The 15,081-nt window shown below is 36.1% G+C and carries 13 protein-coding genes and 1 tRNA gene; all 14 read left to right on the top strand.

From position 1 onward, the window contains the following. The first annotated feature begins 12 nt into the window (after positions 1 to 12). The 14 genes from ACEN2H_RS13040 (at position 13) to ACEN2H_RS12975 (ending at position 14,892) form a co-directional block, all read left to right on the top strand. A complete protein-coding gene (locus ACEN2H_RS13040) occupies positions 13 to 1,590 on the top strand; it encodes a glycoside hydrolase family 10 protein (RefSeq protein ID WP_441733048.1) in 1,578 nt (525 codons plus the stop codon). Beyond that, the gene (locus ACEN2H_RS13035; RefSeq protein WP_441733047.1) at positions 1,574 to 2,836 is read left to right on the top strand and encodes an MFS transporter; all 1,263 of its coding nucleotides are present in this window, start codon (positions 1,574 to 1,576) and stop codon (positions 2,834 to 2,836) included. The genes ACEN2H_RS13040 and ACEN2H_RS13035 overlap by 17 nt, the downstream gene beginning before the upstream one ends. Positions 2,837 to 2,892: 56 nt before the next feature. Further along, on the top strand, positions 2,893 to 4,491 hold the full coding sequence (locus tag ACEN2H_RS13030) for a glycoside hydrolase family 3 protein (RefSeq protein WP_441733045.1): 1,599 nt from the start codon (positions 2,893 to 2,895) through the stop codon (positions 4,489 to 4,491). Between the two features lie 234 nt (positions 4,492 to 4,725). Beyond that, positions 4,726 to 6,177, top strand: coding sequence for a Na+/H+ antiporter NhaC (gene nhaC / locus ACEN2H_RS13025; RefSeq protein ID WP_441733043.1), 1,452 nt, complete (start codon positions 4,726 to 4,728; stop codon positions 6,175 to 6,177). A gap of 190 nt (positions 6,178 to 6,367) precedes the next feature. Next, positions 6,368 to 7,006: a peroxiredoxin gene (locus ACEN2H_RS13020; protein ID WP_441733041.1), complete on the top strand. Its 639-nt coding sequence runs from the start codon at positions 6,368 to 6,370 to the stop codon at positions 7,004 to 7,006. A 164-nt stretch (positions 7,007 to 7,170) separates the two neighbouring features. Further along, positions 7,171 to 7,479 carry a thioredoxin family protein gene (locus ACEN2H_RS13015; RefSeq protein WP_441733039.1) on the top strand — a complete coding sequence of 103 codons (309 nt, stop codon included), beginning with the start codon at positions 7,171 to 7,173 and terminating at the stop codon, positions 7,477 to 7,479. Positions 7,480 to 7,597: 118 nt separating this feature from the next. Continuing rightward, positions 7,598 to 7,855: a DUF6952 family protein gene (locus tag ACEN2H_RS13010; RefSeq protein ID WP_441733037.1), complete on the top strand. Its 258-nt coding sequence runs from the start codon at positions 7,598 to 7,600 to the stop codon at positions 7,853 to 7,855. Positions 7,856 to 8,058: 203 nt separating this feature from the next. Continuing rightward, entirely contained in the window at positions 8,059 to 8,556 is a 498-nt protein-coding gene (gene tpx, locus ACEN2H_RS13005) for a thiol peroxidase (protein ID WP_441733035.1), read from the top strand. A 10-nt stretch (positions 8,557 to 8,566) separates the two neighbouring features. Next, on the top strand, positions 8,567 to 8,941 hold the full coding sequence (locus tag ACEN2H_RS13000) for a diacylglycerol kinase family protein (protein WP_441733033.1): 375 nt from the start codon (positions 8,567 to 8,569) through the stop codon (positions 8,939 to 8,941). A 19-nt stretch (positions 8,942 to 8,960) separates the two neighbouring features. Continuing rightward, positions 8,961 to 11,405: a DNA translocase FtsK gene (locus tag ACEN2H_RS12995; RefSeq protein WP_441733031.1), complete on the top strand. Its 2,445-nt coding sequence runs from the start codon at positions 8,961 to 8,963 to the stop codon at positions 11,403 to 11,405. Between the two features lies 1 nt (position 11,406). Next, positions 11,407 to 12,048, top strand: coding sequence for a LolA family protein (locus ACEN2H_RS12990; protein WP_441733029.1), 642 nt, complete (start codon positions 11,407 to 11,409; stop codon positions 12,046 to 12,048). A gap of 8 nt (positions 12,049 to 12,056) precedes the next feature. Continuing rightward, complete coding sequence (locus ACEN2H_RS12985) at positions 12,057 to 13,499, top strand: LptF/LptG family permease (RefSeq protein WP_441733027.1); 1,443 nt, start codon at positions 12,057 to 12,059, stop codon at positions 13,497 to 13,499. A gap of 9 nt (positions 13,500 to 13,508) precedes the next feature. Then, positions 13,509 to 14,642, top strand: coding sequence for a 3,4-dihydroxy-2-butanone-4-phosphate synthase (gene ribB / locus ACEN2H_RS12980; protein ID WP_441733025.1), 1,134 nt, complete (start codon positions 13,509 to 13,511; stop codon positions 14,640 to 14,642). A gap of 165 nt (positions 14,643 to 14,807) precedes the next feature. Next, positions 14,808 to 14,892 (top strand) — tRNA-Ser (locus ACEN2H_RS12975). The last annotated feature ends 189 nt before the right edge of the window (positions 14,893 to 15,081 follow it).

The raw sequence follows: 15,081 nt of genomic DNA, 5'->3' as shown, positions 1-15,081 counted from the left end.
AACGTATCAATAATGAACCGAAACAACTCCATAGTACTGCTGATTTCAATTTTTCTATTGTCGTTTTCGCAGGTGACATCGCAAGAAAGCCCTACGCATCCAAAAAGTGAATTCAGAGCAGTCTGGATAGCCACGGTTGTGAATATTGACTGGCCAAAAACGGGTACTGATCTTATTGAAAAGCAAAAAGCAGATTTTATTGAAATTTTAGATACTTACAAAAAACTAAACTATAATGCCGTGATTGTCCAAATCAGGAGTGTAGGTGATGCGTTCTATCCTTCTAAATTAGCTCCTTGGTCTAAGTATTTAACTGGAAAAGAAGGTCAGGCGCCAAGCCCTTATTATGATCCATTAGAATGGATGATTACAGAAACTCATGCTAGAGGTTTTGAATTCCATGCTTGGTTAAACCCTTATCGTGCGACCATGGATTTGAACACGGCCGTTTTAAGTCCAACGCACGATTTCTACGAACACCCAGAATGGATGATTAAATATGGTGGAAAATACTACTATAACCCTGCTTTACCTGACGTACAGACCCATTTGATTGTTGTTGTTGACGAGGTGGTGAAAAATTATGATATTGATGCCATTCATTTTGATGATTATTTTTATCCTTATAAGGTAAAGGGAGAAGAGTTTAACGATTCCGAATCCTTCAAGAAATATGGTGCTGGTATGAGTTTAGCTGATTGGAGACGTTACAACGTCAATAACTTCGTCAAATACTGTTCCTATTCCATAAAAAAAATTAAGCCGTGGGTTCAATTTGGAATAAGCCCTTTTGGAGTTTGGCGTAACAAATCAGTTGATCCAAAAGGCTCAGATACCAATTCTGGGCAAACAAATTACGATGATTTATTTGCCGATCCGATGGCATGGATGGAAAATAGTTGGGTTGACTATATTCTGCCGCAATTGTACTGGAGTATGGATCATCGCACTGCTTCGTACACAAAGCTATTAAAATGGTGGGCTGAAAATTCAATAAATACGGCAGTCTACATCGGAAACGGCAGTTATAAAATCAATACCGATTCCGACAAAAGATGGAACATTCCTTCTGAAATACCAACCCAGATCGACATAACCCGCTCCTACAAAAATATCGGTGGAAATGCCTTTTTTAGTGCCAAATCATTCATTAACAGAAACAAAGCTGTTACTCAATTGCTTATGGATAATCAATACAAATACCCGGCACTTCCCTATGTGGTTCCAAATTCTAGGAAAATAGTAATGGATGTACCTACCGTTTGCAAAGTCACTGATAACAATGATTCTACAACCTATACCGTTAACTATCCACTGAAAAGCAAAATACGTTACGTTTTGGTTTATGCCGCTAAGAACTCCGAAAAAATCAACGTGAACGACCCAAGTCAAATTATGGACAAGATCGCTTTCAAGGAAAAAAAAGACAGCATATCTATAGCTATCAAAAAAAACAATTCAGACAAAAACACAAACTACGCCCTTTCATTTATTGATTTCTACGGCAATGAAAGTGCAGCTGCTTTATTAGAAACACCAACTGAAACTAAAACAATCAAAAGTTCTCTAAATAATGAAAACAGACAATAGACCCTGGTATTGGATACCATTTTTAAACTTTGCCTCCGGACTACCTTACGCTATTATTATTTCAGTTTCGGTAATAATGTACAAAAGCCTAGGAATCAATAATGAGGACATTGGTATTTACACCAGTTTATTGTATCTTCCTTGGGTCATAAAACCATTGTGGAGTCCTTTTATTGATCTCTATTCAACAAAAAGAAAGTGGTTTTTAGCCATGCAATTAGTTATTTCAATTGCTTTTTTATTGGTCGGTTTGACCCTTCCGATGAATAATTTTTTCGTTATAAGTTTGGCTGTCTTTTGGATTGCCGCTTTTGCATCAGCATCCAATGATGTTGCGAGTGACGGTTTTTATATGTTGGCTTTGGAGAAAGAACAACAATCTTTTTTTCTGGGAATACGGAGCACATTCTACCGACTTTCCATGCTTACTGGAAATGGATTAATCGTATTTATTGCTGGCTTTCTAGAGCAGGAATATGGAGACAAACAGAAAGCTTGGTCTTACACCATGATTATTGTGGGTTTAATTATGTCAATAATTACACTTTACAACTATTTTTCTACTCCAAAAGTTGAAGCAAAAAACACCGATACAGCAATAACACCAAAAGTAAATTTTGGAGCAGTTTTTTCCAGTTTTTTCCAAAAAAAGCAAATTGGAATTGTTTTAGCATTCATCTTATTATTTAGATTGGGGGAATCACAATTACTAAAAATGCTAACCCCCTTTCTTCTTGATGAAAAAGGACTCGGTGGTATGGGTTTAACTACCCAGCAAATCGGAATAGTTTATGGGACTGTTGGTCTAATTTCATTGACAATTGGAGGAATCATTGGCGGCATTGCTATTTCTCGTGATGGGCTTGGTAAATGGATGTTACCCATGATTTTAACGATGCATTTACCTATAATTGGGTTTATATTGCTAGCCCATTTTCATCCTGTTTCCATTTACTTTATATATATTACCGTAATTGCAGAACAATTTGGTTATGGTTTTGGTTTCGCAGCATTCATGATGTATTTAATTTACGTGGCCGAAGGCGAATCAAAAACCTCCCACTACTCCATTGCAACCGGTTTTATGGCTTTAGGGATGATGCTACCAGGAATGTTAAGTGGCTTTATTCAAGAATACTTAGGGTATGTAAACTTCTTTATCTGGGTTTTCCTAGCGACAATTCCTGGATTGATACTATCTCGTTTCTTAATATACCCAGCTGCTTTCGGTAAAAAGACTGATTAACATGTAAGTTTCATGAAAAGTTACTAGTTTTTCTTACACGGGTAAAAATAAAACTTATGACATTAGAACAAAAAATAGGGCAATTCTTTTTTCCAGCCGTTTTTATAAAAGACACTGAAGAAAACATTCAGGCGACAGAAGAATTGATCAGGCGACATAACATAGGCGGGCTCACTTTTTTTCACAGCAGAGCCAGCGCCGCGACGAATTACGAAACCAAAAAAAAAATTGTTTTCAACGATGACAGTTATCAGCGTCTGAAAGGACTGATTGTACGTTACCAAAGCTGTGCCTCTATTCCTTTGTTGATGAGTATTGATGCCGAGTGGGGATTGGCAATGCGTGTCGAAAAAACACCCCAATATCCATATGCCATCACCCTAGGGGCTCTGCCAGAGAGTGAATCCCATTTGGTTTATGAACTAGGAAAACAAATAGGCTTAGACCTAAAATCGGCAGGGATTAATTATAATTTGGCACCACTGGCGGACATCAACAACAATCCAAATAATCCCGTTATCGGATATCGTTCTTTTGGTGAAAACAAGGAAAAAGTAGCCCGTTTTGCCCTCGAATATTTAAGAGGAATGAGTGATGTGGGAGTTTTGGGCTGCTTAAAACATTTTCCTGGTCACGGGAATACTAATGTGGACTCCCATTTGGGTTTGCCCGTTTTAGAGGAAAACCTAGAACAACTATTAGAAAACGAATTATATCCCTTCATCAAAGGAATTGAAAACAATGTCGACTCCATTATGATTGGACATCTTGCTGTTCCCGCTTTAAATGAAGGAAAAGATACCTCCGCCAGCTTATCGAAATCCATTATTGAAGAGCTTTTGCGAAAGCGATTGGGATATAACGGATTGGTGATTTCAGATGCGCTGAATATGCATAGCGTTTCCAAACTTTACGACAAAAGAGGAGAGTTGGAGTGGGAAGCTTTCAATGCTGGAAATGACGTGTTGTGCTTTGCGGAAAATGTGCGCGAAGGCATTCAGGAAATTTTAAAAAACGCCACTCCACAGCGCATTGAAGCCAGTTATTCCCGTTTGATGAAGTGCAAACAGAAAGTAGGAATTCTCGAAGGCCAACAGGATGAGATCGTAAAACTGGATTTTGAAACAGCATCCCTTCTGAATCGCAAAATAGCACGAAGTAGCATCACTAAAATAAAAGACAACGGCAGTACCTCCCTGATTCTTGAAGCTTCTAAAAACGAAAAGTTAGCCTTACTGAGCCTTCACAAAGGTGTCGACAATCCCTTTTTTAATTCTCTGATCCCAGAACTAAACGCAACATTATTTTCAGTTGACGAAATAGCGGAACAAACCGTAACTAATATGGAACAAAATCTTAGGCTATTTGATACCGTATTAATTGCTTTGTACGTTCCAAAAGCAAAACCTACGAATAATTTTGAACTAGCGCCCGAAGTTTTAGAAATATTAGACCGTTTACTAAAATCAAAAAAATGTGTGCTTTATGTTTTTGGAACCCCATATGCATTACAGATCATACCTAATTTAGAGTTAGCTGACGGAATTGTTCAAATCTATCAGGATTTTATTGAATTTCAAGAAAATGCTGCAATACAATTACTAAGTAATTCTCTCTGTAAGGGAACTTTACCGGTACATATCAAAGGAATTTAGAAGTATTAAAAATAAATACTTTCAACTATTGCTGTTTAATATTTATTTTATGGTAGTAAAAATAATAAAACCCCAAATTAAAACCATCTCAATATCAATTCATAAGCTTGCAAAAGTTGGCTTTGTAAAGCAGTTTTTCTTCTCAAAATAGAGCTCCAAAATAATTTGTCTCTAAAAATCACTTTAGGCTTTTACCCAGTTTTTTATCTATATTGCAAACTCAAACGATATAGCATGGATACCAATATAAAGAGAAACAAAGAATTATCGATAACGGAAGCTTTGATTCCCGTCGTGGCACTTATAGCCATGTTAGGTTACAACGTGGCAGTTTATGGAGATGAAGCTTTGAGTGGGAGTAACCAATTTGTACTTTTGTTGGGTGCGTCCGTTGCAGCTATCGTGGGATTTTTCAATAAAGTTAGCTTTGAAAAAATGATGGAAGAAGTAGCTGACAACATAAAATCAACAGTTGGTGCAATCCTTATATTACTTATGGTTGGCGCCTTAGCTGGAACTTGGTTAGTGAGCGGAATAATTCCTTCGATGATATATTACGGATTACAGATTTTAAGTCCAGCCATATTTTTACCAGCCACTTTGATTATCTGTTCGATAATTTCTATCGCCACAGGGAGTTCTTGGACAACGAGTGCCACCGTCGGGATAGCCTTAATAGGTGTTGGAGGAGCATTAGGTTTTGATCTAGGAATGGTAGCCGGAGCAGTTATTTCTGGAGCCTATTTTGGAGATAAATTATCTCCAATGTCGGACACAACCAATCTTGCACCTGCTATGGCCGGTACCGATTTGTTTACACACATCAGATACATGACCCTAACGACGATACCAACTTACCTTTTCACTTTGATTATCTTCATATTTTTAGGGTTGTCCGTTGAAATAAATGGAAATGTTGATATTGCTAGTCTTTTATCTGATATTGAAGCTTCATTCACGATTTCGCCCTGGTTATTCCTGGTGCCAGTAATCGTAATAGGTTTAATCATTAAAAAAACGGAACCCTTAATTGCACTTTTAATCGGTACATTATTAGCCGCTATTTTTGCGATCCTCTTTCAACCCCATATCATCAATCAAATTGCTGGTGTCGACCAAATGACATTTGAATCAGGTTACAAAGGAGTCATGGATGCAATTACTGGCAAAGTGGCGATACCGACCAACAATAAAACGCTCGCCGATCTATTCACATCTGGCGGAATGCAAAAAATGTTAGGAACAATTTGGCTGATTATATGCGCGATGGTTTTTGGTGGAATTATGGATGCAATTGGCGCTTTATCCAGAATAAGTCAGACTCTTCTAAAGATGGCACATACTACCTTTGGATTGTTTGCTTCAACAGTGGGAAGTTGTCTGGCCTTAAACATTACCGCTTCAGATCAATACTTAGCCATTGTAGTTCCAGGTAAGATGTTTGCAAAAGCCTACGAAGACAAAGGCCTTGCTCCAGAAAATTTAAGTAGAACATTAGAAGATGCTGGAACAGTAACCTCAGTATTGATTCCATGGAACACTTGTGGCGCCTATCAGTCGGGCACGTTAGGAGTTTCAACACTTGATTATTTACCTTACGCTTTTTTTAATCTTATGAGTCCGTTTATGACGTTAATCTTCGCGGCGTTCAACATTAAAATAAGACAATTAGCAGATAAAAAATAGTACATAAAAGACATTAGCGATCTAAAATAAACCCTAAAACCATGACTTAAAAATAGTTATGATTGTAGGGTTTTTAATAATAATCAAAACCTATAATCATATAAAAATATACAATAATATTGGCTTCAATAACATTTGCATTATCTATTAGTTTTGCAGCTTCAAAAAATCAATATTAAATATATAAATTATGTCATTAGTAGGAAAAAAGTTCCCAAGTATTGCGGTTGATGCTATCTCTGAAATGGGAGATAACATGAAGATTAACATTTTTGAAGAAGCTACAAAAAACAACAAAAAGGTTCTTTTGTTTTGGTATCCAAAAGACTTTACTTTTGTTTGTCCTACAGAACTTCATGCTTTTCAAGCGGCCTTACCAGAATTTGAAAAAAGAAATACCATAGTAATTGGTGCTTCTTGTGACACGAATGAAGTTCACTTTGCTTGGTTAAATACTGCAAAAAACAATGGTGGAATCGAAGGCGTTACTTACCCTATCCTTGCTGACACCAATAGAAACTTATCGAACATCTTAGGAATTCTTGATATTGATTCAACTGAATATAGCGAAGAAACAGATTCAATTATAATTGAAGGATCTAACGTTACTTTTAGAGCCACTTATTTGATTGACGAAACTGGAAAAATTTTCCACGAAAGTGTTAACGATATGCCATTAGGCCGTAACGTCAACGAATACTTGCGTATGGTGGATGCTTATACTCATATTCAAGAAAAAGGAGAAGTTTGTCCTGCTAATTGGGAAGCTGGAAAAGAAGCAATGAGTGCCGACAGACAAAGTACCGCTGAGTACTTGAGCTTAAACTAATTTCTTATGAGGTCAAAGTTGCAGAGGTCTGTAGATAGAAAGGCTTGGCTTTTAACGATTAGTCTTTTTTACCAATGCCTTTGCAACTTTATCTCTTTGACTCTTTTTAAAAACCTTTGCAATTTTGTTCCTCTGAACCATTGCAACCAAAAAAATAAAAACAAATGTTAATAGATTTAACCGAAGATACTTTAGGCGATTTAATATCACAGAATGATAAGGTCGTTGTTCAATTTTCAGCATCTTGGTGCGGGAATTGTAGAATAATGAAACCAAAATTTAAAAGATTAGCTTCAGAGAACGAAGCAATTGCTTTTGTACTTATTGATGCTGAAAACTCTCCTGAATCGAGAAAACTAGCTAATGTGAGTAACCTTCCTACTTTTGCCACTTTCGTGAATGGAAAGTTGGTAAATGAGACGCAAACAAATAAGCAAGAAGTGCTAGTTGAATTAGTGAATGAAATTATTTAATTTTTCTTATTTAAAGTTTAAAGTAGACTGGCTTTACCAACAATTTTAATTTTAAACTAAAAGCAGAATTCTCAAGCAGTTAAAAACCTTAAACTTTTAAAACTTTAAAGTAAAAAATATGAAATTACCGGTAATTAAACACTTAACGCAATTCATAGAAGAAAACGACCAGGATTACATCATTGAAACAATAGATGTTCTGGAAGCGATGACTGAAATTCCTTCTTTAAAAGATGAAGAATTAGATGTTATCGGAGAATTGATCTCAAATATGTATGGTGCATTGGAGGTACATAAAATGGTCAAAAACGGAACGGATAAAAAGGAAGCTTTAAATAGTTTTATGAAACGTGTTTTGGGTTCCATCGACAAGTAAAAACTAAATTTTATTACAGTTCTAGAATAAACGCACTTAGAAATAGCTGCGTTTTTTTTTTGCGTCTAAAGCAGATTCATTAAAAAAGAATTGGTTTGCAACGGTTCGAGGCCGGTTCTAAAGTATCCAACTTATACAGAACTTTCAGGAGTGAATCTTAAATAATTTTCATACTTTTGAACCTTAACAAAAAACAAAAAAAAATGGCTTCAATAACATTAGGCGGAAATCCAATAAACACTTCAGGTGAATTACCAAAAGTAGGCTCGCAACTAGCGGACTTCAAATTAATACAAAACGACCTTTCCGTTGCGTCATTAAGCAATTTTTCGGGTAAGAAATTGATCTTAAATATATTTCCAAGTGTTGACACTGGAACTTGTGCCGCATCAGTCAGAAAATTTAATGAAAGTGCGGGGAATTTGGATAACACTGCAGTATTATGCATTTCAAGAGATTTACCTTTTGCACAAAAACGCTTTTGCGGCGCTGAAGGACTTGAAAACGTAGTTAACCTATCTGATTTTCAAGAAGGAGACTTTGGAAAAAAAAATGGTTTGGAAATCGTTGATGGTCCCTTAGCCGGATTACATTCAAGAGTCCTTATTGTAGCAGATGCAAATGGAATAATTACCTACGTAGAACAGGTGCCAGAAATTGCAGATGAACCAAATTATGAAGCTGCATTAGCTGCATTATAACAACAAATTAATGGGATTTCAAAAAGACAATGCTTTTTTTACGGGGAGATTAAAAAGTGTATCCTTTGCTTTTAAAGGAGCTGTAAAATTAATCACTACTGAACACAGTATTATGGTGCAATTTTCAATTGGAATTTTGTTGACCATTGCTGGTTTTTATTTTGGAATTACTAAAACCGAGTGGCTTTTTCAAACGATGGCTATCGGATTAGTAATGAGCATTGAAGGACTGAACACCGCTGTAGAAAAAATAGCCGATTTTATTCATCCCAATTACGATGAAAAAATTGGCTTTATAAAAGATATTGCCGCCGGAGCAGTTCTTTTCGCCGCTATAACTGCAGTAATTATAGGCTTAATCATTTACATTCCAAAATTTTCATAGGTAATTAGCACAATCAAGAATGGCGAAAACAACAAAAAAGGAACCTTTAGACAAGAAAACAAATTCTAAAACTAAAGTAGGAACATCTTGGGAAATAACAAAACAGCATAAAATTGTTTTGGGGAGTCTACTTATCTTATTTTCCGTCGCTTTATTGGTTGCATTTATATCCTTTTACATTCACGGACAAGCAGATCAAAGTGCCGTAGCCGAATTGACCGATAGAACCGAAACCGTTCAAAACTGGTTAGGTAAGTTTGGGGCCTTTCTGGCGGACATAATAGTTTACAAAGGCTTTGGACTGGCTTCTTTCCTTTTCGTGCGATTGTTTTTCCTGACGGGAATGTTTATGATTCTGGGCATTTCTTCAAAAAAACTAAAAGGCATCTGGTTCTGGGATTTATTCGCTTTAATAATCATATCTGTTTTATTCGGATTTTTTGCTACCTCATTACCTGAATTAGGTGGTACTGTAGGTTATGAACTAAATTTGTTCTTGCAGGATTATATCGGAAAAACCGGAACTTTATTAGTACTGTTTTTTGGACTTATTGTTTATGTAATGTTTAAAATAAAACTATCTCCAGAAAGAATCCAATCTTTTTTCGAAAATACCAAAAATGAAATCAAATCAGATTTGAATTCAAATAGAAGCGTAAAAAGCGCAGCTTCCTACAATTTAGAGGAATTCGCGATAAGCGAAGAAAAGGAGCTTGAAGATAGTCCTTTAAAACCAAAATCTTCTCAATTTGAAGTAGACAGGGAATCACTGAAGCCCACCATCTCAAAATCATCCGAAATCAACTTGACTCCAAACCCCAAGCCAACAGCTATGGAAGTTGCTGCTGAGGATAATAACTCTAATGCTGACGATAATTTTGTGATTGAAACTGCGCCAGAAGAAGAGATTATTGAAGAAAATTTAGCATCAAGACTCGTTGCTGATTTTGGACTATTTGATCCTACTTTGGATTTATCCAATTACAAATACCCCACAATTGATTTACTGAAAGACTATTCTACCGGCGGAATTACTATCAACCAAGAAGAACTCGAAGAAAACAAAAATAGGATTGTTGATACCCTTCGCAACTATAAAATTGAAATTGCCCAAATAAAAGCGACCGTTGGACCATCGGTAACCTTATATGAAATTGTCCCTGAAGCGGGAATACGCATTTCTAAAATCAAGAATCTTGAGGATGATATAGCACTTTCGCTTTCTGCATTAGGAATCCGTATCATCGCCCCTATTCCAGGGAAAGGAACAATCGGAATAGAAGTTCCCAATAAAAACCCTTCTATGGTTTCTATGAAAAGTGTTATCGGATCAGCCAAGTTTCAAGAAGCTGAAATGGAATTGCCGATCGCTTTGGGAAAAACAATTTCGAATGAAACCTTTGTTGTCGATTTAGCTAAAATGCCCCATTTGTTGATGGCTGGAGCTACCGGTCAGGGGAAATCTGTTGGTCTAAACGCGGTTTTAACTTCTTTACTTTACAAGAAACACCCTGCAGAGGTTAAATTTGTTCTGGTTGATCCTAAAAAGGTAGAACTGACACTTTTCAATAAAATTGAAAGACATTATTTAGCCAAACTTCCTGATACAGAGGATGCGATTCTTACTGATAATGCCAAGGTAGTAAATACCTTGAATTCGTTATGCGTAGAAATGGACAACCGTTACTCGTTGTTAAAAGATGCGATGGTGCGAAACATAAAAGAATACAACGACAAGTTTAAGGCTCGAAAACTGAATCCGGACAATGGGCACCGGTTCTTGCCTTATATAGTATTAGTGGTTGATGAGTTTGCAGATTTGATTATGACCGCTGGTAAAGAGGTGGAAGTTCCCATTGCGCGCTTAGCCCAATTGGCCCGTGCCATAGGAATACATTTGATAATTGCGACACAAAGACCTTCAGTAAATGTCATTACGGGTTTAATCAAAGCCAACTTCCCTGCTAGAATAGCCTTTAGGGTAACCTCAAAAATTGATTCTCGAACTATTTTGGATACCGCAGGCGCCGACCAATTAATAGGACGCGGCGATATGCTATATACTAATGGTAATGATGTAGTGCGTGTACAATGTGCTTTTATAGATACTCCAGAAGTTGAAAAAATTACTGATTTCATCGGTTCTCAAAAAGCATATGAAACTGCTTACGTGCTTCCCGAGTTTGTGGGAGAAGAAAGTGGCACTACTCTTGATACAGATATATCCGAAAGAGATACTTTGTTTAGAGAAGCAGCCGAGGTAATAGTTAACGCACAACAAGGTTCAGCATCATTGTTACAAAGAAAACTAAAATTAGGTTACAACAGAGCTGGTCGCCTAATTGACCAACTTGAAGCAGCCGGAATTGTAGGACCTTTTGAAGGAAGCAAAGCACGTGGGGTAAACATCCAAGACATGAGTTCTCTTGATCAATTTTTTAAAAATGAACAAAACAATTTATAACATGAAAAAATTAATTCTAATTAGCTTTATTCTTCTTTTTAGCTTTTCGACACAGGCACAAGATAAAAAGGCAAAAGCACTTTTAGATCAGGTAACTTCAAAAGTAAGAAGCTATAACAATATAGTAATCGATTTTAAATACTCTTTGAATAACGCAAAGGAAAACATCAATCAAGACAGTAAAGGAAATGTTACTATGAAAGACGACCAATATGTCTTGAATTTTATGGGGATCACAAAAATTTTTGATGGCAAGAAAACCTATACCATTGTGCCGGAAGATGAAGAAATATCAATATCAAGTTTAAACGAAAAAGACGACAACACAATTACACCCTCAAAAATGTTAACATTTTTTAATAGCGGATACAGATATTCAATGGATATTCTGCAAGACGTAAGAGGAAGAAAAATACAATACATCAAATTGATTCCAACCAATGCCAAAGATCAAAGGAAAGAAATTCTTTTGGGTATAGACGTGCAAACCAAGCACATCTACAACTTAATAGAAATGGGAAAAAAAGGAACAAAAACTACTTTAACAGTTAATTCTTTTAAAACCAATCAGCCTTTGTCAAAAAATCAATTTACCTTTACCGAGAGTAAATATCCAAATTACTACATCAATAAATTAGATTAAATTATTAGGTGAAAATTCTCGACAAATACTTATTAAAAACATTCCTGATTACATTTACTACGGTATTTGTAATCTTGTTTTTTATATTCATACTTCAGACTGTCTGGCTGTTTATAGCCGAACTAGCCGGTAAAGACTTGGACATGTCACTAATAATCAAGTTTTTACTATTTTCGATGCCTCGAATAATCCCCTTGGTATTACCGCTATCCATTTTGTTAGCATCAATAATGACTTTCGGGAATCTAGCCGAAAACTATGAGTTTGCGGCCATGAAGTCTTCTGGAATCTCTTTACAAAGAGCCATGAGGGGTCTTACTGTATTTATACTGTTACTAAGCATAGTGGCTTTCTTTTTTGCCAATAATGTAATCCCCTTTGCGGAATATAAGTTTATAAACTTTAGGAAAAACATTGCCCAGGTCAAACCAGCGATGGCCATAACAGAAGGCCAGTTTAGCGATGTGGGACTTTACAACATAAAAGTCAATAAAAAATCGGGCGCTAACGGCAATATCTTAACGGGTATTACCATTCATAAAAAGTCTAACATTGGTGACGGAAGCAAGACCGTAATCAAAGCTAAAGACGGGGAACTGATTAGCAGTGAAGAATCAAGCATTCTGCAATTAGTGTTAAATGATGGTAATTATTATGAAGACCTCGTTCCCAAGAAATATGAAGACCGCAATAAATTGCCATTTGCAAAAAGTGCGTTCAAAAAATACACCATCAATATTGACTTATCTCAACTAAACAAGGTAGATATTGACGATCAGAATATTGATAACACTAACACTATGTTGACCGTAAATGAATTGAAATATACTCTTGATTCATTAGATAAAAATTTCAAAACAGAAATCATTTCATTTTCTGAAAACATAAATTTAAGGACCGGAATACCACAAAACAATGTTTATGCCAACAAACAACTTAAAAAAGCTCAAAAAAAGCTTCCTTCAAACATATTATCATTGTACACCAATGAACAAAAATCAGAAATCTTAAAAATAGCAAGCAGTAATGTTACCAGTACAGGCTATTCTATTGACGCAACAAAAGTCAATCTAGATAACAAACAGAAAAACATCAACAATCATTTGCTGGCATTCTACGATAAGTTCGTAATCGCATTCGCTTGTTTTATGATGTTTTTTATAGGCGCTCCTCTAGGCGCCATTATACGGAAAGGCGGCCTTGGATTACCCATTATTTTTGCCGTTCTAATATTTATTTCGTATCATTTTATAAACACTTTTGGAAAAAAAATAGCTCAAGAAAACGGTTTATCTCCTTTTATGGGTTCATGGATGTCTTCTTTTATTTTATCTCCATTAGCCATTCTGCTGACTTACAGAGCAACAAATGACATCGGATTAATAAATATGGACGCTATTTTAGCTCCAATCAAAAAATTATTCAAAAAATTATTTCCATCCAAAAAATAAACAATTAGCATGGTCGCAAATAAAATACAACTTAACACTATTGAAGAAGCAATAGAAGACATTCGACAAGGGAAAATTATCATTGTTGTCGACGACGAGGACCGTGAAAATGAAGGAGATTTTTTGGCGGCAGCCGAGAAAGTAACACCCGAAATGATCAACTTTATGGCTACTCATGGACGCGGATTAATTTGTGCCCCATTGACTGAAAGCCGTTGTAAAGAATTGGGACTACACGTAATGGTAACCAACAATACAGACCCTATGGAAACTGCTTTTACTGTTTCCGTTGACTTAAGAGGTAATGGCGTAACCACTGGAATTTCTGCTGCGGACAGAGCTAAAACAGTTTTATCTTTGGTGAATTCAGATACTAAACCACATGATTTAGCAAGACCTGGACATGTTTTCCCATTGATTGCTAAACAAGGGGGAGTCCTAAGAAGAACAGGTCATACAGAAGCAGCGATCGACTTTGCTCGATTGGCAGGTTTTAAATCCGCAGGTGTCATTGTAGAAATAATGAATGAAGACGGTACCATGGCGCGTTTGCCTCAGTTGGCAAAAGTAGCTAAGAAATTCGATTTGAAATTGGTTTCTATAGAAGCTCTTGTTGCTTACAGAATGCAACATGACAGTCTGATTGTCAAAAAAGAAGATTACGACATAGAAACTCGTTTTGGGACTTTCCGTCTTAGAGCCTATGAACAAACTACCAACAAACAGATTCATATTGCTTTAACCAAGGGTACTTGGAATTTAGGCGATTCCGTTTTAACGAGAATCCATTCTTCACAAGTAAATAATGATTTATTAGGAACTTTGACCAATAATGCAGATAAACAATTGGACGATATGTTTAAGGTAATTAACACACAAGGAAAAGGCGCTATAATCTTTATTAATCAAGACATGTTGTCGGTAAACTTATTGAATCGTCTAGCTGAACTAAAAATATTACAGGCAGCAGGAGAAATAAAAGCACCAAAAATTAAGATAGACAGCAAGGACTTTGGAATAGGCGCCCAAATTCTTCATGATATAGATATTTCTAAGATTCGATTAGTATCTAATACTGAACAAGGAAAACGTGTTGGAATGATAGGATACGGCCTAGAAATCACAGAATACGTAACGTACTAGGTACATTTATATTTGTTTACAAAAAATAAATTACCTCTAAAGCGAAGGAAATGAAACAATTAAAAAGAGTACTAAAAAATAGCCAAACTTTTTATCAAAATTGTTTTTGTAAACCGAAAAAGGTACTTATATTTGCACTCGCAATCAGCAAATGATTGTGCGACTGGAGAAATGGCAGAGCGGTCGAATGCGGCAGTCTTGAAAACTGTTGACTGTTACAGGTCCGGGGGTTCGAATCCCTCTTTCTCCGCGGAAAGCATGTTTCAAAAGAAACATAAAACTTCAAAAACCCTTTAAACATCAGTGTTTACAGGGTTTTTTCTTTTTCTGACTATCGTCAAAAACCACATAAAAACGCATATTTTAGTTACCCTATAGGTTACCCTATTGGGTTTTGATCCCAAATAGGGTAACTAAAATGTAAATATCTCCAGGAGAT

It is taken from the genome of Flavobacterium sp. W22_SRS_FP1 (genome assembly GCF_052113685.1).
Classification (GTDB): domain Bacteria; phylum Bacteroidota; class Bacteroidia; order Flavobacteriales; family Flavobacteriaceae; genus Flavobacterium.
This window is presented reverse-complemented; position numbering and strand designations above follow the sequence as displayed.